Origin of the sequence: Fictibacillus gelatini DSM 15865, from assembly GCF_000430745.1 — a bacterium.
Lineage (GTDB): Bacteria > Bacillota > Bacilli > Bacillales > Fictibacillaceae > Fictibacillus_A > Fictibacillus_A gelatini.
This window is the reverse complement of record NZ_AUMP01000001.1, coordinates 524,536-545,792: the sequence shown is the minus strand read 5'-3', so window position 1 is coordinate 545,792 and position 21,257 is coordinate 524,536. Positions and strand designations below refer to the sequence as shown.

Annotated in this window: 19 protein-coding genes, 1 pseudogene and 1 riboswitch; of the genes and pseudogenes, 11 read left to right on the top strand and 9 right to left on the bottom strand. The window is 43.1% G+C overall.

Annotation, left to right across the window (positions count from 1 at the left end; all coding sequences use genetic code 11):
- Nucleotides 1-20: 20 nt before the first annotated feature.
- Nucleotides 21-118: riboswitch (guanidine-I (ykkC/yxkD leader) on the top strand.
- Between the two features lie 67 nt (nucleotides 119-185).
- Both H538_RS0102855 and H538_RS0102850 read left to right on the top strand, forming a co-directional pair.
- The gene (locus H538_RS0102855) at nucleotides 186-533 is read left to right on the top strand and encodes a DMT family transporter (RefSeq protein ID WP_026676289.1); all 348 of its coding nucleotides are present in this window, start codon (nucleotides 186-188) and stop codon (nucleotides 531-533) included.
- Nucleotides 533-847 carry a DMT family transporter gene (locus H538_RS0102850; protein ID WP_026676288.1) on the top strand — a complete coding sequence of 105 codons (315 nt, stop codon included), beginning with the start codon at nucleotides 533-535 and terminating at the stop codon, nucleotides 845-847. Before H538_RS0102855 ends, H538_RS0102850 begins: the two co-directional genes overlap by 1 nt.
- 261 nt (nucleotides 848-1,108) lie before the next feature.
- Here the strand turns inward: H538_RS0102850 and H538_RS22955 are convergent, their stop codons facing one another.
- Both H538_RS22955 and H538_RS0102840 read right to left on the bottom strand, forming a co-directional pair.
- Entirely contained in the window at nucleotides 1,109-2,356 is a 1,248-nt protein-coding gene (locus tag H538_RS22955) for an aminopeptidase P family protein (RefSeq protein WP_035349794.1), read from the bottom strand.
- 110 nt (nucleotides 2,357-2,466) lie between these two features.
- On the bottom strand, nucleotides 2,467-3,432 hold the full coding sequence (locus tag H538_RS0102840; RefSeq protein WP_026676287.1) for a DMT family transporter: 966 nt from the start codon (nucleotides 3,430-3,432) through the stop codon (nucleotides 2,467-2,469).
- Nucleotides 3,433-3,526: 94 nt separating this feature from the next.
- Here H538_RS0102840 and H538_RS0102835 point away from each other — a divergent pair, with 94 nt between their 5' ends.
- Nucleotides 3,527-4,090: a helix-turn-helix domain-containing protein gene (locus tag H538_RS0102835; RefSeq protein ID WP_026676286.1), complete on the top strand. Its 564-nt coding sequence runs from the start codon at nucleotides 3,527-3,529 to the stop codon at nucleotides 4,088-4,090.
- A 118-nt stretch (nucleotides 4,091-4,208) separates the two neighbouring features.
- Here the strand turns inward: H538_RS0102835 and H538_RS0102830 are convergent, their stop codons facing one another.
- Nucleotides 4,209-5,669 (bottom strand): MFS transporter, encoded by a 1,461-nt coding sequence (locus H538_RS0102830; protein ID WP_245595179.1) that lies wholly within the window; start codon nucleotides 5,667-5,669, stop codon nucleotides 4,209-4,211.
- Nucleotides 5,670-5,809: 140 nt separating this feature from the next.
- Here H538_RS0102830 and H538_RS0102825 point away from each other — a divergent pair, with 140 nt between their 5' ends.
- Both H538_RS0102825 and H538_RS0102820 read left to right on the top strand, forming a co-directional pair.
- Nucleotides 5,810-7,423, top strand: coding sequence for a long-chain fatty acid--CoA ligase (locus H538_RS0102825; protein WP_211235545.1), 1,614 nt, complete (start codon nucleotides 5,810-5,812; stop codon nucleotides 7,421-7,423).
- A gap of 210 nt (nucleotides 7,424-7,633) precedes the next feature.
- Complete coding sequence (locus H538_RS0102820) at nucleotides 7,634-8,596, top strand: bile acid:sodium symporter family protein (RefSeq protein ID WP_026676283.1); 963 nt, start codon at nucleotides 7,634-7,636, stop codon at nucleotides 8,594-8,596.
- 75 nt (nucleotides 8,597-8,671) lie between these two features.
- Here the strand turns inward: H538_RS0102820 and H538_RS0102815 are convergent, their stop codons facing one another.
- Entirely contained in the window at nucleotides 8,672-9,175 is a 504-nt protein-coding gene (locus H538_RS0102815) for a S4 domain-containing protein (protein ID WP_026676282.1), read from the bottom strand.
- 517 nt (nucleotides 9,176-9,692) lie between these two features.
- On the opposite strand from H538_RS0102815, the pseudogene thyX reads away from it, so the two are divergent.
- Both thyX and H538_RS0102805 read left to right on the top strand, forming a co-directional pair.
- Nucleotides 9,693-10,334, top strand: a pseudogene (thyX, locus tag H538_RS25365) (FAD-dependent thymidylate synthase); the annotation flags it as partial.
- A 266-nt stretch (nucleotides 10,335-10,600) separates the two neighbouring features.
- On the top strand, nucleotides 10,601-11,779 hold the full coding sequence (locus tag H538_RS0102805; protein ID WP_026676281.1) for a MalY/PatB family protein: 1,179 nt from the start codon (nucleotides 10,601-10,603) through the stop codon (nucleotides 11,777-11,779).
- Between the two features lie 110 nt (nucleotides 11,780-11,889).
- On the opposite strand, the gene H538_RS22945 is transcribed toward H538_RS0102805, so the two are convergent.
- The 3 genes from H538_RS22945 to H538_RS0102790 are packed head-to-tail and all read right to left on the bottom strand — an operon-like array spanning nucleotide 11,890 to nucleotide 14,377.
- Nucleotides 11,890-12,171, bottom strand: a complete 282-nt coding sequence (locus H538_RS22945; protein ID WP_035349792.1) for a hypothetical protein — start codon at nucleotides 12,169-12,171, stop codon at nucleotides 11,890-11,892.
- 15 nt (nucleotides 12,172-12,186) lie between these two features.
- On the bottom strand, nucleotides 12,187-13,605 hold the full coding sequence (locus H538_RS0102795) for a radical SAM protein (protein ID WP_026676280.1): 1,419 nt from the start codon (nucleotides 13,603-13,605) through the stop codon (nucleotides 12,187-12,189).
- A complete protein-coding gene (locus tag H538_RS0102790) occupies nucleotides 13,595-14,377 on the bottom strand; it encodes a prolipoprotein diacylglyceryl transferase (RefSeq protein WP_026676279.1) in 783 nt (260 codons plus the stop codon). The genes H538_RS0102795 and H538_RS0102790 overlap by 11 nt, the downstream gene beginning before the upstream one ends.
- A gap of 689 nt (nucleotides 14,378-15,066) precedes the next feature.
- Between H538_RS0102790 and H538_RS0102785 the strand changes: the two genes are divergently transcribed.
- Together H538_RS0102785 and H538_RS0102780 are read left to right on the top strand one after the other, a co-directional pair.
- Nucleotides 15,067-15,738, top strand: a complete 672-nt coding sequence (locus H538_RS0102785; protein WP_026676278.1) for a DsbA family protein — start codon at nucleotides 15,067-15,069, stop codon at nucleotides 15,736-15,738.
- Between the two features lie 6 nt (nucleotides 15,739-15,744).
- Nucleotides 15,745-16,155, top strand: coding sequence for a disulfide oxidoreductase (locus H538_RS0102780; protein WP_026676277.1), 411 nt, complete (start codon nucleotides 15,745-15,747; stop codon nucleotides 16,153-16,155).
- 39 nt (nucleotides 16,156-16,194) lie between these two features.
- On the opposite strand, the gene H538_RS0102775 is transcribed toward H538_RS0102780, so the two are convergent.
- Complete coding sequence (locus H538_RS0102775) at nucleotides 16,195-16,746, bottom strand: helix-turn-helix domain-containing protein (protein WP_035349790.1); 552 nt, start codon at nucleotides 16,744-16,746, stop codon at nucleotides 16,195-16,197.
- A gap of 121 nt (nucleotides 16,747-16,867) precedes the next feature.
- Between H538_RS0102775 and H538_RS0102770 the strand changes: the two genes are divergently transcribed.
- A complete protein-coding gene (locus H538_RS0102770; protein ID WP_026676275.1) occupies nucleotides 16,868-18,358 on the top strand; it encodes an L-lactate permease in 1,491 nt (496 codons plus the stop codon).
- Between the two features lie 218 nt (nucleotides 18,359-18,576).
- Here the strand turns inward: H538_RS0102770 and H538_RS0102765 are convergent, their stop codons facing one another.
- Complete coding sequence (locus H538_RS0102765) at nucleotides 18,577-20,100, bottom strand: M36 family metallopeptidase (protein ID WP_035349787.1); 1,524 nt, start codon at nucleotides 20,098-20,100, stop codon at nucleotides 18,577-18,579.
- 350 nt (nucleotides 20,101-20,450) lie between these two features.
- On the opposite strand from H538_RS0102765, the gene H538_RS0102760 reads away from it, so the two are divergent.
- The gene (locus H538_RS0102760; RefSeq protein ID WP_026676273.1) at nucleotides 20,451-21,236 is read left to right on the top strand and encodes a transporter substrate-binding domain-containing protein; all 786 of its coding nucleotides are present in this window, start codon (nucleotides 20,451-20,453) and stop codon (nucleotides 21,234-21,236) included.
- Nucleotides 21,237-21,257: the final 21 nt, after the last annotated feature.

Below are 21,257 nucleotides of genomic sequence, written 5' to 3'. Positions count from 1 at the left end.
TAATGTAGTCTTGTAAAAACAAAAATGTTTTCTAGGGTTCCGCAAATCTCATTTGGTCTGGTCCGAGAGAAAACTCACAGCTAAAGCTGTGCCACGGAGGGATAAAAGCCCGGGAGATATCATCAAGCGATATCTTCCGGGCTTTTTTATTTAAGGTTCCGAACAACTAGAAAGGGGAGAGAGAAATGAATGTCAATTGGATAAATGTGTTTGTCGCCGCATTTTTTGAAGTGTTCTGGGTGATCGGGCTAAAGCACGCCCATACGCCACTTGCCTGGGGCGGGACGGTCATTTCGATTTTGATCAGCTTTTATTTAATGATTATGGCAGGGAAAAAGCTGCCTGTCGGGACGGTTTATGCCGTATTCGTTGGAATGGGAACAGCAGGGACGGTGTTTGCCGAAATGGCCTTTTTCGGAGAGCCGTTTCACTTAATCAAGCTCGTTCTCATTTTGATTTTGCTTGCCGGGGTGATCGGTTTGAAAGTCGTGACGGGCGATAAAGAGGCAAAAGAGAAAGGGGTGGATTCATAATGGCCTGGGTTTCACTTATACTGGCGGGGCTCTTTGAAATGATAGGCGTGACGATGATTAACAAATGGCACCACGATCGAAAGTGGACATCTTTTATTTATTTACTAGCCGGATTTGGCGCAAGCTTTTTGTTTCTTACGATTGCTATGAAAACATTGCCGATGGGAACGGCATATGCGGTATGGACGGGAATAGGCGCGTCAGGAGGAGCGATTCTCGGGATGGTGCTATACGGTGAATCGAGAGACTGGAGGCGCATTTTCTTTATTGCCATGGTTCTGTTCGCTGCGATCGGGTTGAAATGGATTTCCTGAAATAAAAAATGCCGTAAAAGAGTACTTTCGGAAGTTAAAATGTAAAGAAGACAAAGTTTATTGTCCGGATCTAATAGTTTATTGTCCGAAACTGACACTTTCTTGTCCGGATCGTACATGTTATTGTCGAAATTTAACATTTTATTGTCCGAACTCAACATTTTATTGTCTAATGGATAGCTGAAAGGGCAGTAGCTACGAAAAAAGGGCGGCCAGTGAAAGTCATTTTCCAATAACTTTCCTGGCAGCCCTTTATGAAATTTATCTACTTGCCATAAACTCCTCAATTTCTTCAACAGTACGGATAATGTCTCTGGAAAGGTTTTCATAGCCGTCTTCGGTGACAAGAATGTCATCCTCGATGCGGATGCCGATGTTTTCTTCTTCGATATATAGGCCAGGCTCCATCGTGATGACCATTCCCGGCTCCAATACCCGCCCCTGGTACGTTCCGACATCGTGCGTGTCAAGGCCAAGGAAATGGCTCACGCCGTGGTAATAATACTTTGCGATTTCGGAGTCTTCTTTGATCAAGCCAATTTTTTTGCATTCTTCAGCAAGCACCTTTTTCGTATGTTCATTCAGCTCGGCAAATTTCAAACCTGGTTTGACAAGCTCCGTCGTTTCTTTCAACGCTTTTAAAACAATGTTGTAGATTTGTTTTTGCCGGTCGGTAAATTTGCCGTTTGCCGGGAAGGTGTAGCTAATGTCTGCATTGTAATAATCTTTTTGAGCGCCGAGATCGAGCAAAATCAAATCCCCGTCCTGGATTTGCGCGTCGTTGTCTTCGTAATGGAGGACGGTCGCATTTTTCCCGCTTGCTAAAATTGTGTTGAACGCGTGGTGCTTAATGCCGGACGATTTTAGCGTGAAATCGAAATGGGCTTCAAGCTGATATTCCATCATTCCTTCTTTCGCATGTTTCATCACATTGTAAATGCCGTTTTTCGTCACTTCGATCGCTTCTTTAATTTTTTCAACTTCTTCGCCTGATTTAATGACGCGCAGCTCACATATGATCGGGTAGCTATTAGCGATCGTAAGGTGCGGATAGCTTTCTTTCACTTTGTTCGCAAAAACTTGTGTTTCAGAAAGCGGGCGGTTCCATTCGCGTCGTTCAAGATCTAAATAAAGATGACCCACATTTTCATTAAAAAGGGTGCGGGCAAGTATCGATTCGAATTGGTCCAAATAAAAGATTTTCTTAATTCCGGAAATCGTTTCGGCTTCTTCCTTCGAAACGGTTTTGCCGACCCATTTTTCCATAACGGGATCCGATTTTTCAATAAATAACATTTCATCAAGCTTGTCATTCACTTTTTTCAGAAACAAGATGACATTTGGCTCATCGATTCCGGTCATGTAGTAAAAATTCCGGTTCGGTACAAACTTATAGCTTTCATCCGCCGATTTTTGCGGGGCGCGCCCGGCAAACAATAACGCAATCGATTGGTCAGGCAAATGTTTCGCAAATTTTTCTCTGTTTTGAATAAAAAAAGATGGTTTCATTCGTTGCTCTCCTTCAGTTTTATTTCCACCCTTTAAAAATTAGATAAAGATGCCGAAAAATCCTTTTTCTTAAACAAAATGAAAAAACAGCGAATGGACGCTGTTTTTCACTAAGCAGTTCTCGAACGCTTCGGGCTAGCCGGTTTTCGATTGGCCAGGCTGTTCAGGACCATGCCGGCCATAATGACGATCATTCCGACTAAGGAAATGCCTGTCGGGAATGCCCCATTTAATAAAACGACCTCTCCAAGCACGGTAAATACCATCGTTCCGGATTGCGTCGACTCGACAGCGGCCAAGAGTGTCATGTTGTTTTTCGCCATGTCAGTGGCAAGGAAGAAAAGAAGGCTCGCTGCCACTCCTGAACATAAAGCGAGAAGCAATGCCTGGCTGAGCTGCGCTTTAGACGGCAATCCGACGGTTGCTGTTCCATAAATGGCAAACAAAATGGAAACGGGCAGGCTGGAGAGGGCCATTCCTAATGTGCGCTGGAACGTATCGATTCTTCCCTGGCACAATTCCATCATTTTGCGGTTGCCGAGCGGATACAAAAAAGCGGCGATAACAACAGGCAAAAATCCTAATAAAAATGCCTTCAAGCTAATATGGCCCGCTTCTTTCACCTGCATGAAAACAACCCCGATTAAAATGACGAGCGATATTTTTACACTTTTTAAAGGAATCGTTTGCCGGATTTTTCGCTCGCCTTTTTCAGTATGGACAGTAACGAAAAACAAAGGGGAAAGCAGCGCCCCGGCCAGGATCGTCACCTGCCACGTTCCAGATGTTAACCATGCCGGTCCATATACGGCGGCAAAGCTTAACAATGAATAAAATCCAACACCGCCGACAGTCCCCCATAAGAGCCACTGAAACGGATGCTTAATCATTTCCGTCAACAATTGTCTTCCATTTTTCCGAAGTGCTACAATAATAAAGAGAAATGGAATAGCGAGCAAAAAACGCAACGAAGCAGTCCAGGCCCAGCTCGTTCCCGATAAATTCATTGCCCGATTTATAATAAACGTTGCAGAAAAAAACATGGAAGATAAGATCCCAACGACTATTGCTCTCATAAAAGTTCACCTCTTATTTTTTTATCTACGGTATATCATAGTATACTAAATTAATAAAAAAGTAAATTAAAATATACAAAAGGAATGTATAAGAATGAAATGCAATGATGATGAAACGAAAAAACTTATCCAATGTGTAGGATCGACCTTAAGGCAATTACGAAAAGAGAAAAAGCTCAGCTTAGAAGAATTAGCCGCAAAAACGGGAGTCAGTAAATTAACGCTGGGGAATATCGAACGAGGGGATACGAATCCGACGATCGGAATGATGTGGAAAATTTCAAACGGGCTTTCGGTGCCATTAATGGCATTGTTAAAGTCTGAAAATAAAGTAATGCTCTCACGGGCAGGAAAAGGACCACGATTTTCAGGTGGGCCCGGGTGGATAATGGAGCCCCTTTTTTCGAATATGAGTGAAGGGCTCGGGATGTATCGCGCTTTCTTAGATCCTGAGTGCAAATATGAACCTGAACAGCATCATGAAGGCACAACGGAAATCGCAACGGTCATGTCAGGACGCATTCAACTAACGATCGGAATGGAAACGTACACACTTGAACAATTTGATTCCATCCAATTTACGGCCAGTGAAAAGCACACTTATGAAAATGTATCCGACCAACAAGCCGTGCTTCACTTGACGATTTCATATCACTAAAGAAATTTTGGCCGTAGCAAAGGCAGAGGCGCTTTGGGCTATGGGCGTTAAATTGGCACGGGACCGATTCGTCGTCTAGCTGCCCAATTTATTTATCTTATGCATAAATAGAAGGCCGCTAAATCGCGACCTTTTTTGCATGGATCCGTGTCCAAATGCGGAGGGAAGAAAGGATGGCGCCAATCAGGCATATGGTGAATGCGGCCCAAAAGACAACATGAAGGGCATTCATCATTTGTTCCGGCTGATCGGTTGAATGAGAAGAGAGCGATCCTAAATGCCCGCTCAATTGATGAAGTCGAAACGAAAAGAGCGAGACGGAAAACGTTGTTCCAAGAACCATCCCGACATTGCGGATTAAGGCGTTTAACCCGCCCGCTGATCCTAGCTTTTGTATTGGAACCGCACCCATAACGCTTGAATTGTTCGGCGATTGAAACAGGCCGTGCCCGATTCCGAATAGGGAAAGATGAAGGGCGACAAGCCATGGACTTTCACTTTGTGTCAATGTAGTAAGAAGACCGAAACCGAGCGCATTAATGAGCAATCCGCCAGTTGTTAAAAAATGAGAGCCGAATTTGTCAGATAGCCAGCCCGAGATAGGCGCGATGACCGCCATCACTAACGGATAGGACATCATCGTGTAACCGGTGAGTTCAGGCGAGTAGTGCAAAATATTTTCCATATAAATCGGCATCATAACGTTCGTACAAAAGATCGCGATAAACGATAATAAGGCCGTCATGTTTCCGATCGCAAAAGCGCGGATTCGGTATAAGGAGAAATCAAGCATCGGAAAGCTTGTCTTTCGTTCCCATGAAAAGAAAAACACAAAGGAACAAATTGCGGTGATCATTCCCATTTTAACGAAAAGCGACCCCCAGCCCTGGACTTCCGCGTTGGACAGCGTGTAAAGAAAGCTGACCATTCCGACCATAAAAAGGGCCGACCCTAAATAATCGAACGGTTCATGTTTTTCTTTTATCTCGTCTTTCGGCAAAATAAACCATCCGGCGAGAAAGCCGATCAGCCCGATCGGAAGGTTCATTAAAAAAATGGACGCCCACCCGAAATGTTCAATCAGCAAACCGCCAATCCCAGGTCCCGTTAATGAACCGAGGGATACCATCGTTCCGGTAATGCCCATCGCTTTTCCTCTTCCGCCTTTTGCAAAAGTGGAAGCGACGATTCCCTGGCTGTTTGTCATAATGCAGGATGCGCCGATCGCTTGAACAATGCGCGAAATAATAAGCGTGGCCAAATAGTGGGACAGCCCGCACATAAGCGAACCTCCGGTGAAAATAAAAAGTCCGATCGTATACACACGGCTCCGCCCGAATAAATCGGAAAACTTTCCGATAATCGGCAATGTCGCGCAAATCGTTAAAAGGTAGGCGGTCAAAACCCATTGAACCTCATGAAGAGGCGCATTCAGTTGACTTGAAATGGTCGGCAAGGCGACGTTTGCGATGCTGCCGTCTAAGGTGGACATAAATGTGCCGATTGAAACATTCGCCAATATAAGCCACTTTCTCCCGTTTTTTTCTTCTATTTTTCGCTCATCGATTAGTCTAATCACAAAAATGTCTCCTTTAAAAAATCATACCGTTTATAGTTTAACCAAATGAATGTTTAGAATGAAAAAATCAATAAAATTCGGAATATATGGTACAATAGTCTTAAGTTTCCGAAAAATCAGTATAGAGGAGGCATGTTATTATGATGAACACGCCATTGGTATTGCATGGGTTGATTGATCGCGCAGAAAAGTATTTTCCGAAGAAGAAAATCATCTCAAGAACACACTCTAAAATTCACCGATTGACGTACAAAGAAGTAGCCGAAAGAACCCGGAGACTAGCAAGCAGTCTTGAAACACTCGGGGTTAAGCGGGGAGACCGCGTCGGAACGCTCGCCTGGAACCATCACCGCCACCTTGAAGCTTATTTTGCGATTCCCTGTATGGGGGCAGTTCTACATACGATTAATATCCGTCTTTCACCTCAAGACCTCATTTATGTAATCAATCATGCTGAAGATCAAGTTCTGCTTATTGATGAAGACATCCTTCCGCTTATCGAAGCGATTAAAGATCAGCTTACAACCGTTAAGAAATTTGTTGTTATGTCAGATGAAACATCTTTGCCGGCTTCGACAATTGAATCGCTATATTCGTACGAACAATTAATAGCAGCTGGGGATCCCGATTTTTCGTACCCGGACGATATCGGTGAAAATGATCCGTTAGGGATGTGCTACACGTCCGCAACGACCGGCAAACCAAAAGGCGTTGTATATACCCATCGCGGCATTGTGCTTCACAGCATGGCGCTTGGCCTTGCCGATACGACGGGCATTTCCGAATCGGACGTATGTATGCCTGTCGTGCCGATGTTTCATGTGAATGCGTGGGGAACGCCTTTTGCCGCGACATGGTTTGGCACGACTCAAGTGTTGCCGGGCCCGGCTTTTACCCCCAAATTGCTTGCCGAGCTTATTCAAAACGAAAAAGTAACAATTACCGCAGGTGTCCCGACCATTTGGCTCGGCCTGCTAAAAGAGCTGGAAGCGGGATCATACGATATGAGCAGCCTCCGCGGCATCCTTTGCGGAGGATCGGCTGCGCCAAAAGGAATGATCCGGGCGTTTGAAGAAAAACATAAAATTCCGTTTTACCATGCATACGGGATGACGGAGACGACACCGCTTGCCTTATACTCCAGATTAAAAAGCTATCAATCTGATCTAACCGGGGAAGAGCGCCTTGAAGTTCTTGCTAAACAAGGGATTGTTGTTCCAGGCCTCGATGTGAAAATCGTCAACGAAAACGGCGAGGTTGATTGGGACGGAGAGACGATGGGCGAGCTATTAATTCGCGGGCCGTGGATCGCTTCCGAATATTATCGTGACGATCGGACGAGTGACTCGTTTAAAGATGGCTGGCTATATACGGGCGATATCGCCACCATTGATGAAGAAGGAAACGTAAAGCTTGTTGACCGGACAAAAGATGTGATTAAAAGCGGAGGGGAGTGGATTTCTTCCGTTGATTTAGAAAATGTGTTGATGGCCCATGAAGCCGTGTTTGAAGCGGCGGTTGTCGCTGTTCCCCATCCAAAATGGCAAGAGCGCCCGGTTGCCTGTGTCGTTTTAAAAGAAAAATACAAAGACAACGTAACGAAAGAGGAGCTGCTCGACTATTTAAGACCGCAATTCGCGAAATGGTGGCTTCCGGACGACATCGTGTTTTTAGACGAAATTCCGAAGACGTCCGTCGGGAAATTTTTAAAAATGGCATTGCGGGATCAACTGAGGCAGCACTTATCTGTTTGATTCTTCGTACAAAACTTGATCATTTTTTATGCTTGCAGGCTGTTTCTGCAAGCTTTTTCATTTCATTCGTGAGACAAACAATAGAAAGCAAATGGATGGACGAAACTGATTTGTTTTAATGTTGCGAAAATAAATACTTGTACAAAATGTATGAATGGGTTATATTACTATATTAAAAATAGCTTTGCTAGAGAGATAGGGGTAGGTAGTATGAAAGTCATCGAAAAAATCAGTTCATTTGCCGGGAAAACATTTACGCTCTGGGTATTATTGTTTGCCGTTATTGCGTATTTGGCGCCAGATCATTTTACGTGGATTGGTGGATATGTCGTTCCGCTGTTAGGACTTGTCATGTTCGGGATGGGGCTAACGATTTCCGCGGCAGATTTTAAGGAAGTTTTCAGGCGTCCGAAAGACGTCGCATTAGGTGTCATCGGCCATTATCTTGTCATGCCGCTGTTGGCATTTTTATTAGCGTACTTGCTTAAATTGCCGCCGGAAATTGCGGTTGGGGTGATCCTCGTAGGATGCTGCCCGAGCGGAACCGCTTCGAATGTCATGGTATTTTTAGCGAGAGGGGATGTGGCGCTTGCCGTTGCAATTGCATCTGTCTCAACGCTTTTAGCTCCTATCGTCACGCCATTATTGATTCTTTTATTAGCAAGCAAGTGGGTAGACATTAACATCTGGTCTTTATTTGTATCTATTATTCAAGTTGTCATTATTCCGCTGGCACTTGGATTTATTGTGAAAAAGTTTTTTGGCAAACAGGCGGAAGCAGGGGCGAAAGCATTGCCGCTCGTATCCGTAGTGGCAATTGTCATGATCGTCAGCGGCGTCGTAGCGGGAAGCCAGGCAAAACTGGCTACGGCAGGGCCGATTATTTTCGCCGTTGTCGTTCTTCATAACGTTTTAGGTTTCCTTCTTGGATTTTTCTTTGCCCGCCTGTGCGGAATGGATCTGGCGAAACAAAAAGCCGTTGCCATGGAAGTCGGCATGCAAAATTCCGGACTCGGGGTCGCGATCGCTACAGCCCACTTTTCTCCGCTCGCGGCCGTCCCAAGCGCCATCTTCAGCGTCTGGCACAATCTGTCCGGGTCCGTTCTTGCGTCGATCTTCAGCCGAATGCGAGGGAAGGAAGAGCAAGTTGATGAACATAAAATGAGCAGTTGAGCCCAGCTTAATGCTAATGAAAAAAGTAGTTCGATGCTGGAGAACAAACACTCCAAATCGAACTACTTTTTTAAATTAGATCTTCTCAATAATTGTAATCGTTTCGTCCTTACGCAGAAAATGCTTTGGTTTCACAACCGTTTCATCCACTGCAATTTTTCCCTCTTTGATCAACTGTACAATTTGAGAACGGCTTACGTCTTCAATATGTTGTGATAGCAATGCATCCAGCCGCCATTTTCCCTCTACATTCTCAAGCGAAATCACGACCTTCTTAATTCCCGTTTTATGCAATGAGAGCAAAGAAAACGCTTGAGGCTGATGTTCATTCATTTCCGTTTTCGTTTCGTCCATTGAAATTTCTGTTTTTGCTTTATACATGTCAAGTTTTCGATTCCATGTATGGCCATTCGGGCACTTGTAAATAGCAAACTGATAAATGTTTTTCCCGTTCGCATTATGCCTGAGTATGCCGGAATCAAGAAACGGAACTTTCTTCTTGCAATTATGACAATATCGCTCAATCGTTTTGTTCGTTACACGTTGTTGAAGGTTCCAGATCATATGGAATGTACTCATTTCTTTCACTCCTTATATCGTTAAGGAGCGTAATCGTGTTGATGGAGATATGAAGTTTTTTAAATAGCCAAAAAAGCGGAGCACCCCGATAAAGGTCTCCGCTAAAAAGATCGGTTCACTTTACGCTCCTTGTAATGGGTAATAAAGGGCACACTGCTCCCCTGAAAAAGAATTAATAAAAAATTCAACGAGGGCAATGCTATGCACTTTACGTTTATTCCATTACAAAGACGTTGGCATAAAGTTAATTCTCCTTCCGAAATATCTCCAATACTAGTATATCATGCATTCCGTAAAATGGAAAGAATTAATGGTGGATTATTCTGAAAAATAGGTATTAGTTGAAGAAGGACGAATAAAATAGTGAACCTAGAATCATAGCTTATATACGAAATGAAAGAAAAAGAATGATTTTTCACGTATATGAAAGGAAGGGAAATCAATGACTACAAAGACAGTAGAACAAGAAGGAAAACTAAAAATAGAATTGATTTCATCTACACCAAATGCAAGAAAAGTGGCGTTCACCGCTATTCGGACGTGTTATTCACCCAATGTGCCATCCGAATTATTTGACGGAGCAGAATATGAAAAATACGAATAGAAACAAGCAGGGGATGGACAAGAAGGAACCGATGCTGACCGCCTGTTCCGGCACATTGTCGGGAGCGGCCACACATCAACATTAGAACACATCCAGTTCACGTTTGCGATTGAAGGTCTGTCCCGTTCAGCTCTGGCCCAATTGACCAGGCATCGCGTCGGTTTTGGATATAGCGTGCAGAGACAGCGTTATGTGTCTGATGCAAGCGACAAAAAGAAAGGCGGTTTCCAGTTTGTCATTCCGCCAAAAGTGCAAGAAAACCGTGATGCATTGAATGTATATCTTCAAACAATGGAGCGCCTGCAAGAAGCATATGATGCCTTAAGAGATTTAAAAATCCCGGGCGAGGATGCCCGCTTTGTCCTTCCAAATGCGGCGGCAACCAATTTGACGATGACCGTTAATTTAAGGGCTTTGCTCGACTTCTATGCAAAGAGAAGAAAAGGGAGCGGAGCCCAGTGGGAAATCGCAAATTTTGCCGAAGAAATCCGCCGGATCGTTGTGGAACAGGAACCATGGCTTGCCCCATATTTTGAAGAAAGTAAAAAGAAGTAGCCCTGATAAAAGATTAGGAGATAAATACAACAAATTATTTATAAGATGGGGTGCTCAATTTTTGAGAAAGAATTATAAAAAGCCTGATCCAACTGAAAATAGTTCATTCTATAAAGAGGCGACAGTTCGAAGCTTTCATCTTTCCTTGTACGATAATTTTAAACAGGTCAATACGAGAAGAACAATAGTTAATGCGCGAAATGAGACGGATGGACTAAACTTTGGGTAAAATGAAAAGGGAATAAAATTGATTGGGGGTCTGGAACATGAAATATGATTTTGATACTGCTATTGACCGAATGAAAACGGCATCGGTCAAATGGGATGATGCGGAAAATTTATTTGGTGAAAAAGACATTTTGCCGATGTGGGTGGCGGATATGGACTTTAAGGCTCCCGCGCCGGTCATCGAAGCGTTGAAGGATAGGGCCGAACACGGCATTTTCGGCTATACCATGAGACCGGAGTCGTATTATGATGCGGTAGCAGGTTGGATGGAGCGAAGGCATTCGTGGACGATTGAAAAGGAATGGATTTGCCATTCTCCAGGAGTCGTACCGGCTTTAAGTTTCATCGTTGAAGCATTTACACAACCTGATGATAAAATCGTCATCCAAACACCGGTATACTATCCGTTTACAAAAGTCGTCGAGCAAAATGGACGCAAGCTTGTACATAACCCTCTTAAATTTGAAGATGGACGTTATGTGATGGACTATGAAGATTTAAAAATAAAAGTCAGCGATCCTGATGTGAAAATGCTTATTTTATGCAGCCCTCACAATCCGGTAGGCCGCGTCTGGACAAAAGAGGAGCTGATAGAACTAGGCCAAATTTGCATTGAAAACAACGTTCTTGTCGTTGCAGATGAGATTCACTTTGACCTTGTGTACAAGGCGTATCAACATACTCCTTTTGCGTCGATCTCAGAGGAGTTTGCCAACCATTCGATTATTTGCACCGCACCAAGTAAGACATTTAATCTGGCCGGCTTGCAAATTTCGAATATCATCATCCCAAACAAGAAATTAAGATTGACGTTTTCAAAAACAGTTGAAAATCATTTTATCGGACTATCCAATACGTTTGGCGTAACGGCGACTGAAGCCGCATACCGTCACGGTGATGAGTGGCTTGACCAGTTGATGGATTATTTGCAAAAGAACCTGGAATTCATGACCGAATACATTGAAAGCCACATGAGTGAAATCAAAGTCATTAAGCCAGAAGGGACGTATCTCGTCTGGCTCGACTGCCGCGCACTAGGAATGGGTGCAAAAGAGCTCGAGCGCTTCATGCAAAAAGAAGCGAAGGTCGCTTTTGATGAAGGCTATATTTTCGGGAAAGAAGGAGAAGGGTTTACGCGGGTCAATATCGCGTGCCCCCGTTCTCTATTGGAAGAAGCCCTGAAACGAATAGAAAAAGCGATCAAGACGATTCGCTAAGAACCGAAGCAGCAATTGCTTCGGTTTTTCGCCTTAATCGAAATATATCAGCCACTTTTATCAATTTATCAGCCGATCAACTAAAAAATTCCAACTTTTCAATGTAGTGATCAAGGACTTTGCATGAGACCGAAAAACAATCCGTAGCAGCTGGCATTTAAAAGAAAGGTTACACTCGCGGCAATGATCATTCCTTTCATCACATTCTTTTGATTTTTTTTGGAAGCATTCATCGCCAAAGGCACCACATATAGGAGCTGAACAAGTCCGATTGCTAGAATAAAGGGGTAAAAAACAATACCAATGATGCTGACAAGAATGTTAATCCCTGCGATCAAGAAAAATCCTTTCGTAATCTCTTTTCCTCCGCCATTTTGATTCTCGGATTCCATCCCTTTACACCCCCATTAAGATTGTTCAACAGGCATCGGCTCGATCTCCGATTTTAGCTTCTCTAACAGCTTTTCTTTATCATCCCTGTAAAACATGTTATACGTATCAAACGGAATGATTCTTCCATCGGGGTGGACGATGTGGACGCATGATTTTTTTACCGAACGAACGTCAAAATTGTACGGATCGAGAAACTGCATAATTATGACGCGGAACACATTGTCATAGCCGATTCCTTCTGGCACCCGGGCAAGCGGCAAGCAGCAAAGCAAGCTTTTAAGCGACAAAGCCGACGATTCCGGTGAATGGCTTGTTGAAAACAATGAAAACACGCGGTCTCTGATCGTTTCATCCTGCTCAAAGACAATGGTGTTTCGGGAGCCCTGGAGCAGCACTTCTTTATCGATCAACCCGGTTAGCGGGATAATCTTGCCGCCCAATTTTAGCGCATAGCCCATCGCCAGGCAATCCGGATGGCACGGAACAGGAATGATGTCTTCGGCTTGAAAAACATTGGATTGGGCTATAATTTGCTGGCGAACTTCGCTGAGCGTAAGGCGGTCTAAGGCTGGATCAAATTGCTCCAGACGCCCGGCAGCCTGAATTGGTTGAAAAGTAACACCGCGTACAGCAGGCTGTTGTAAGCCGAACTGAATAATTTTTCCGATTTCATGGTCATTCAACCCTTTTTTCAATGTGACGACAAGGGTTGTTGAAATGTTAAATTCGTTTAAATGGGCCAGCGCTTTTTCGCGAATAATGCGTAAATCGGCCCCGCGCAGCTCTTTTAATACTTCGGCTTCAAAGCTATCAAACTGCAAATAAATTTCAAATCCTGGTTTATATTCGGCAAGGCGTCGGACAAATTCACGATCGCTGGCGATTTTCACCCCGTTGGTATTGACCATAATGTGCTTGATCGGTCGAGCTTTGGCAGCGTCCAAAATAGCGAAAAAGTCAGGATGGATCGTCGGCTCCCCGCCGGAAATTTGAATGATGTCCGCCTCTCCTTCATTTGCGACCACCGCATCCATCATCGCTTCAATTTGCTCCAGGCTGCGGAACGTTTTTCGATCAGGAGAAGATTCGGCATAGCAAATCGGGCATTTTAAATTGCACGATTCGGTTACCTCAATTAATGTAAGACAACTGTGCTGTTCATGATCTGGGCATAATCCGCAGTCGTACGGGCAGCCATAACGAATTGGCGTATTAAAGCGAAGAGGCATTTCGGCGGGCTTTAAATAGTTGCGGCACAGTTTATAATATTCTGCATCATTGGAGAGCAAAACCCGTTCATGCCCATGGCGGGGACAACGCTTGATCATATACATGCTTCCGTTTTGTTCAATTATTTTTCCTTCTACTTTTCGATAACAGGTCGAGCAAATGCTGTTCGTTAATTCATAGAAAACATACGGTCTATTTGGCATTGGTAAATCCCCTTTCATTGGATTTCTTAACTAAGCGAACAAGTTGTGGAACAAATTTGAAGTAGTAAAGTAGGCCGAAGAGACATGCGATTTGAATCGAACCTAACCCGAAATAATCGCGGGGGTAGGGTTTGATAAAATCAATTACAAAACGAAAAACGAAATAAGCAATCATAAACAGCTTGAAAAGGTCTCCTTCTTGATGAGGGACTTTCCGTAATATGAATAGAAACCATCCTAAAAGGACGAGAAAAACAAACTCATAGGCTTGAGTTGGATGGCGGTTGATGCCGTCGCCAAAATCAATTCCCCACGGAAGCATTGTCGCATTTCCATATGTATTGTCACGTAAACCGGTTAAAAAGCAGCCGATCCTGCCGATAGCCATTCCAAAAATAAGCGGAAGGACAATGTCATCTCCTGTGGAAGAATGATAGTTTGCATGTTTCTTCGCGGCTTCAACACCGATCAGGCCGCCAAGCAATCCGCCAACAATCGTTTTTCCTTCCAGCCAGAAAGCGGCTGACGAAAGTGGATGACTTACATGTGCTAAAAGAATCGAAGGGTCATAGAACCAGGCAAGAATCTTTGAACCAAGCGCGGCGCCTAAAATGGCTCCGGTAATGACCGACCAGGCTACGGAAGCGGGCATCAGCCCCGGCCTTCGAAAACGGAGATACAGCCGGAACCCGACAAAATAGGATAATGTTTCAAAAACAAAGTGAGGATGGAGCTTAATGGGACCGAGATGAATCCACACTGGAAAGTCCAAGCGAACAACTCCTTTCGAAAAATGTAGTTGGTTCTTATTTCCTATTTAAAAGCAAAAGGTGAAGCTTGAAAAGTACTATCTTTTTCTAGTACCCTTTCAGCTAAGAAAGTTCTTATTTAAAAATAGAAGCAAAAACAGGATCAAAATTCTCTAGTGTGGTGCTATTTCATGGCCTTTGGACAATAAACAGTTGATTTCCGACAATAAATCGTTTCCATCGGACAATCAATGGCCTGTGTCGGACAATAAAATGAGTGGTTTTTTCGCTTATTGTCCAAAAGTAAGATGTTATTGTCTAAACCGGATGACTTATTGTCCAAATAAGAGCATTTATTGTCCGAGAACGAAATCATTTTACATCATGTAACGATTCGTGATCGTTTTTCCTCATTTCACAGATCTAACGAGGTGTTCTTTCGATTACTGAAATTCAAACTATTTTTCTAGAAGGGGTACTAGTACCCTTTCCAGAAATATCGTGATGGTTGCCATTTATCATAATTATCTCGAAAGATACACCAAATCTTTATAAACTGGCAATCTTTCACAGGGTCGGAATTGCCACCTCATCGACACAAAAAAGAAAGAGAATTTATTGCAAAAAGGATAGAATTCTTATAAGCTATAGGGGATTGAGCATTTACTTTCTTTTTTAAAGTAGCATACAAGTGAATGAGGTGTTAAAGCAGATGAAGAAAAAGCAAGACAATGCGACAAAATGGACAATTGGAATCGTCATCGTGATCGTACTCTGTTTTGTTGGCTTTTTCGTTTATAGCAAAATGTCGCAAAATAACGAGGCGGCAGCCGATCAAATTGATTATAAAAATCAGCCGTTTGAGGGGGACAAGTCAGCTCCTGTCAAGATAGTCGAATTCGGAGATTATAAATGCCCGATTTGCAAAAACTTTAATGAAAGCTTTGTCCCACAAATTAAAAAAGATTTTGTCGATACAGGAAAGGCAAAGTTTTACTTCATGAACTATGCGTTTATTAATGTTGATTCAACCAGGGCGGCGTTGTTTGCGGAAACCGTTTATAACGAGTTAGGTGATGATACGTTCTGGAAATTCCATGAAGCTCTTTATAGTAAAACACGGGAAGAAGACGAGAAAAAAGACGTTTTTACTGAAAAGACGTTGGCGAACCTATTAAAACCATTTGCCTCTGAAAAAGAGGTTCAAAAGGTAGTAAAAACGTATCAATCGAACAAAGCGAAAGCCGCGCTCGATAAAGACGAGTCTTATGTAACGAAATTAGGCATTACCGGAACGCCTACGGTCTTTATTAACGGCAAGAAGTTTACGGGTCAGACGTATGAGGATTTTGCGAAGCAAGTGAAAAAAGCGGAGAAGGAGTAAGCGAAGGTGAACAAACCTTTATTGATCGCCTGGGTAGCGGCCGTCATCGCGACATTAGGCAGTTTATTTTTTAGTGAAGTAATGCATTTTATCCCATGCACCTTATGCTGGTACCAGCGAATCGTAATGTATCCGTTAGCCATTCTTTTAGGCATTGGTTTTTACCTGAATGACCGGTCAATTTATCGGTACGTTCTTCCGCTGACGGTTATCGGCATGTTAATTTCCGGCTATCATTACGCGCTGCAAAAGCTGCCGTTTATGCGAGAATTTGAAACGTGCACTTCCGGCGTGCCGTGTTCGGGGGAGTACATTAACTGGCTTGGATTTATAACGATTCCGCTATTAGCCTTCATCGCTTTTACAATCATTACGATATCGATGGTTTTTGTTATAAAGCAAGAACGTCAAAAATAAAAAGCAAGAATATAAGCCTATGGATCGCGTTCCATAGGCTTATTTAATCGTTCGGGAATCAATGACTAAATAATAGGAGCATTCACAATTGCCTATGTTGGTGAATTGATGGTAAACATCCGCATCAAAATAGATCGAATCCCCTTCATTTAAAACATGTGGTTTTCCGTTTAGTTCTAAATTCAGAGTGCCGCTTGTAACGGTGATGTATTCTTTCGTTCCTTTAGGATGGGGCGGGAACTTCCCGGAAGATTGGCCGGCCGGGATAATATTTAAAATAAACTCGATCCCTTTGGCAGGCAAAATCGGAGATAATACATGGCGCTCAAATCCGCTTGCCGGATCTTTATACGTATATCGTTGATCTTTCTTTATCATAATAACTTCCTGCTCCTCATCTTCCCCGAGCAATTGGGAAACAGTGACATCAAGCCCTCTCGCAATTTCTGCCACAACAGCAATCGTCGGGTTTTTTTCGCCTCGTTCTATTTTCGATAGCATCGAACGGCTGACACCGCATTTTTGCTGGAGTTCATCTAACGTTAAGTCCCTTTTTTTTCGTTCTTGTTTTAATCGTTGACCAAAATTCATCGTTAAAAGCCCTTTCTGTATTCTACTATAGGAGAAAAAAATCTTGATTTTGTTAACTGAATAGGTGATGATAAATATACTATAGTATATTTTAATCTTCATTTCGAGGGGGGAAGATGAAGTGAATACGTTTATTGCGTTGCTGCCACTATTATGTATTTTTGGGCTGCTCTTTGGCTTTCGGTTGACTGCGGTAAAAGCTGGTCTCATTGTACTTGTACTTTGCATCTTACTTGTTCATTTTTCTTCATTTCACCTGAATAGCGAAAAAATCGTCCATGAAGTGGCTAAAGGAGGATTGATTTCGTTTATAGCTGCCTATGTATTGTTCTTTGGTCTTTTTCTTTATCATCTGATGAATGAAAAAGGAGTGATTACGTCAGTAGCCACTTTCATTACGAATGTCACTTCTGATAAACTGGCGCAAGTGTTGTTGATCGTTATCGGGTTTGCGCCGTTATTGGAATCGGCGACAGGCTTTGGCATTTCATTCGTTATTCTTTCGCCAATACTTTATGCACTCGGGTTTCCCGGAAGAAAAGCAGTATTAATCGGGCTAATCGGAATGCTTGCCGTGCCATGGGGAGCGCTTTCAACTGGTACAGTCATCGGTGCGGAGCTCAGCGGGGTTCCTCTTGAAAAGATTGGAATGGGAAGCGCCATTTTAAGCATTCCGGTATTTTTTTATTTTTTAATTATAGCAGCCTTGATTACAGGAGGGGCCAGTGCTTTAAAGAAAAAATGGAAAGAAATTGTTTTTCTTGTTGCCATCTTTTCGATTTGTATTTGTTTGTTTAATCAGTTTGTCAGCGTCGAACTCGCCGGTGTATTGAGTTCAATGGTGACGCTTCTTGCCCAGCTTTGCATGATCACGTTTGCTTCCAAAAGGTCAGGCTCGGATGCCCGAACTTTTGTTTCAGCGGCTAAGGAAGAAACGAAATATGGAATGTTAAAAGTGTTTAGTCCGTATTTATTTTTGACGGCGCTAATTTTTGTTACGCGGCTCGTTCCTCCGATTAAACAATGGTTGCTTTCAACGGCTGTCATTGATTTGCCCGCTTTTTCGTTTTCCATGCCGCTTCTATATTCACCGGGGTTCTGGCTGTTGGTTACGTGCATTTTTACCGTAGTTATTTTCAAAATGGATGGCCATGAGATAAAAACAGCTTATATTAACGCAGTGAAGCAATGGGTTCCGTTTATGATATCGACGACTTGTTTTGTGGCGATTGCCGAAATCATGACGGAATCAGGGATGATCGGGCAATTATCGAATAGGCTTGCCATCATTTTTGGCAGTTCGTATTTGTTCATTTCGCCATTCATTGGCGGATTAGGAGGCTATCTTACAGGAAGCAATACTGGATCAAATGCGATGTTTATTCCGCTCCAGGCACATACGGCAAAACAACTAGGCATTTCAAATGAGCTGATTATCGCGATCCAAAATGCAAGCGGCTCTCATGCGACGATGGGCTCTCCATTCAGAGTGGTGTTAGGCGCCGAGCTTTGCAACGTCCGGGAAGAACAAACAAGGCTGATCAAAGAAATAGCGTTCATTGTTGTTGGAGCACTGCTTATTATTAGTGTCATGAGCTTTTTCCTGCATTGAGGCATTTAGACGAATAAATTGGTGGAATAGACGAATAAAAGTTTTCTAAGACGAATAAGTGGATGATTTTGACGAGTAAACGTCCTTCATAGACGAATAAGTGCCCGGATTAGACGAATAAAAAGACTCCGTTGATAAATAAAGGTTCGGAGAGGAGAAGAAGTGGCATGGATGGACCAAAAAAAGCCGCCTGTATAAAAAACAGCGGCTTTCTCCGATTAGTTTGTTGAAATTCCCCTTGCTTTCCAGATGGCATCGATTTGCGACGCGTGTGCACCTCCATATAAAGCCATGTCCGCTTGTTTGATCGCTTTTGCCCCATCGTGGAACGTTGCGTTCGGTGTCAGTGACCAGTGGGATTGCAAAATGATTTTCGTTGCGACATCGCGGCCAAACGCCTGAGCCATCTCGTATAAGCCCTGTGACCATATTTCGCCATCCGCATGAACTTCCCCGCTCCAGTCTTTCGGATACACTTTGTTCTCATCCAAACGGCGGAGGCAAGGCGGATTGGAAGATGAATAAGAGGTTGCATCCCATTCGGCGACACAGGCTTTGCCGAAGCTGGCGCTTGATGTCGCATCTTCGTAGGTAGCGCCTAAAAAGTCGCCGAATCCTTCTCCCATCGCCCCGCCTTCCGCAGAATTCCCAAAGCCTGGAACCTGGTTGTCCTGGATAGAATGGCCGTATTCATGAATAATGACGCCTGCATCTTCTGCATCATCCACGCCTCCCGACCCAAATGTCAATTCTTTAGTAGAAGGGGAGTAAAACGAATTATCCTGTGTATACGTATTGACGTTCGCCTTTATTGAACGGTTGTTAATGTTTGTAAAACCGAGAGATTGAATGTAGCGTTGCTCCGTATCAATATGATAATAGGCCATTACATCTTCAAAGCTGTCTGATGAACGGGTAAAGTTGAACGTATTGGTTGCCGAATACGTTTTCGCTTTCGAGTTAATGTTAGCATACGTTCCGCGTAAATACCCGGATCCATCCAATCCTACAAGTGTAACCGCTTTCAATTGATGGTTAAGCGCGGTTGAATCTTTATCGCGGTTATCGTTTAAACCGGTCGCCGCCCCCTGGGACTCCACAGGGTTCGGCAAAAATACTTTGCCAGAGCCCGTAGCGTGCTGAAGCAAATCTTTTTTCTTTAAAACGGTTCCGTCCCCGGCGTGGACATACGTTTCCCACTCGTTACCTTGATCATCTGTTTTCACAATCACACGATAGGTCGGAATGGCAACGCCATCTTTAATGATATAGCCGAATTCTTTAGAATCTGCCATCCACTTTTCGGCCGTTTTTGTTTTCATCGAATGGACCGCTTTCTTTTCGGCCTCATCTTTTGACAGCTTGTCCTTAATGGTTTCTACTTTTTCATAAGGCGTGTAGTCTGATACGACGAGCGCGACCTTTCCATGAGGGGTAACGGTAACTGTAACTGTAACTTCCTTCGTAAAAACAGGGGCGTTGTTGATCGTCTGCTCGAACCTGACGTAGGAACCATGTTGAGTAGAAATGGTTGTGACATACTTTAGATCGGAAAGATTGCTTTTCATTTTGTAGGTTTTTGCATGTTTCTTCAAGTATTGTTCTGCTAGAGTACGAGTGTCGAACTCTTTTTTTTCAGTTGCTTTTACAGGCATGTTCGTTTTTGCGGCGACAGTTGAAACAGGTGCAGTAAGCAATATAGCGGTTGATAAGGCGGCAATTACTTTTTTACTCTTTCCCATACAATCTCCCCTAACGATTATTTTTTTTGAATTTTCATAATCATCATATGGTAAAAAAATGAAGTGGACAATAGGCCGTTCGATGTAGAAAGTCGACAATGGCAAAGGGATATTACTATGACTTAAGTAGGAGAGGGCCATTTCTTTTCTAACCGGTTACAGCAAACGAAAATAATAGATCAATTGTCCTATTTTGATTTTTTATAAATGTATGTTGATCAAGACCATTCCCATGTTAATAGGCTTTTAGTAAGAAATGCCCATATCTAAAGCCGGTGGTATGAATAGGAGAATAGATGTATTATTATATGAAAATTCTAAACTATTAAACGTAACGAGGAGGGAATGGAATGGGGAAAGTTTCAAAATTGGTCGTTGGAGTTGCACTATTTATCTTCGTCCTTTCAGGCTGCGGGTCAAATATGACAAAAACAGCCAATGGGGAAAAGGTTGAATTAAATGAAAATGGCGTCTTTCATTACGCCGTTTCAGGTGAATTTGCCCCATTTAGTTTTGTGAAAAAAGACGGGTCACTTGATGGGTTTGATGTTGCCGTCGGTCAGGCGATTGCCAAAGAATTAGGGGTTAAGCCGAAAGTGAGCCAGTTTAAGTTTTACGGGATTATTTCCGCAGTGAAAACGAATCGGTTTGACGCGGCGGTCGCCAGTCATACGATCACACCGGAGCGAAAGAAATCGGTCAATTTTTCAACTCCTTATTACTACTCGGGCCCTGTTCTTTATGCGAAGCCGAATAGCGATATTAAAGACGTGTCTGATTTAAAGGGGAAAAGTGTTGCGGTTTCAAAAGGGTCGACATATGAAAAAGAAGCTTCCAAATATACAAAAGATATTGCCGTCTATGATTCCGATGTCACGGCGCTTCGGGCATTAAGCGATGGAAAGCATGATGCAGTGATTACCGACTCGATTACCGGAAAGCAGGCGATAAAAAAAGGATTTAAAGTGAAAGAAGTAAAAGTATTGGGAGTCAGTGAACAAGGAATTGCTGTTTCAAAAAAAGATACGCATCTATTGAAGGCAGTTAATAAAGCACTCGACCATTTACGGAAAACCGGCAAGTTAAAAGAGTTAAGTGAAAAATACGTCGGTGCTGACATTACGGAAAAACCGTAACAAGAATACTTGGTTTGCGAG

Excerpts from the sequence above, each read along its gene's own strand:
- H538_RS0102855 (WP_026676289.1), top strand. The coding sequence starts at position 186 with ATGAATGTCAATTGGATAAATGTGTTTGTCGCCGCATTTTTTGAAGTG.
- H538_RS0102850 (WP_026676288.1), top strand. The coding sequence starts at position 533 with ATGGCCTGGGTTTCACTTATACTGGCGGGGCTCTTTGAAATGATAGGC.
- H538_RS22955 (WP_035349794.1), bottom strand. The coding sequence starts at position 2,356 with ATGAAACCATCTTTTTTTATTCAAAACAGAGAAAAATTTGCGAAACAT.
- H538_RS0102840 (WP_026676287.1), bottom strand. The coding sequence starts at position 3,432 with ATGAGAGCAATAGTCGTTGGGATCTTATCTTCCATGTTTTTTTCTGCA.
- H538_RS0102835 (WP_026676286.1), top strand. The coding sequence starts at position 3,527 with ATGAAATGCAATGATGATGAAACGAAAAAACTTATCCAATGTGTAGGA.
- H538_RS0102825 (WP_211235545.1), top strand. The coding sequence starts at position 5,810 with ATGATGAACACGCCATTGGTATTGCATGGGTTGATTGATCGCGCAGAA.
- H538_RS0102820 (WP_026676283.1), top strand. The coding sequence starts at position 7,634 with ATGAAAGTCATCGAAAAAATCAGTTCATTTGCCGGGAAAACATTTACG.
- H538_RS0102815 (WP_026676282.1), bottom strand. The coding sequence starts at position 9,175 with ATGAGTACATTCCATATGATCTGGAACCTTCAACAACGTGTAACGAAC.
- H538_RS0102805 (WP_026676281.1), top strand. The coding sequence starts at position 10,601 with ATGAAATATGATTTTGATACTGCTATTGACCGAATGAAAACGGCATCG.
- H538_RS22945 (WP_035349792.1), bottom strand. The coding sequence starts at position 12,171 with ATGGAATCCGAGAATCAAAATGGCGGAGGAAAAGAGATTACGAAAGGA.
- H538_RS0102795 (WP_026676280.1), bottom strand. The coding sequence starts at position 13,605 with ATGCCAAATAGACCGTATGTTTTCTATGAATTAACGAACAGCATTTGC.
- H538_RS0102785 (WP_026676278.1), top strand. The coding sequence starts at position 15,067 with ATGAAGAAAAAGCAAGACAATGCGACAAAATGGACAATTGGAATCGTC.
- H538_RS0102775 (WP_035349790.1), bottom strand. The coding sequence starts at position 16,746 with ATGAATTTTGGTCAACGATTAAAACAAGAACGAAAAAAAAGGGACTTA.
- H538_RS0102765 (WP_035349787.1), bottom strand. The coding sequence starts at position 20,100 with ATGGGAAAGAGTAAAAAAGTAATTGCCGCCTTATCAACCGCTATATTG.
- H538_RS0102760 (WP_026676273.1), top strand. The coding sequence starts at position 20,451 with ATGGGGAAAGTTTCAAAATTGGTCGTTGGAGTTGCACTATTTATCTTC.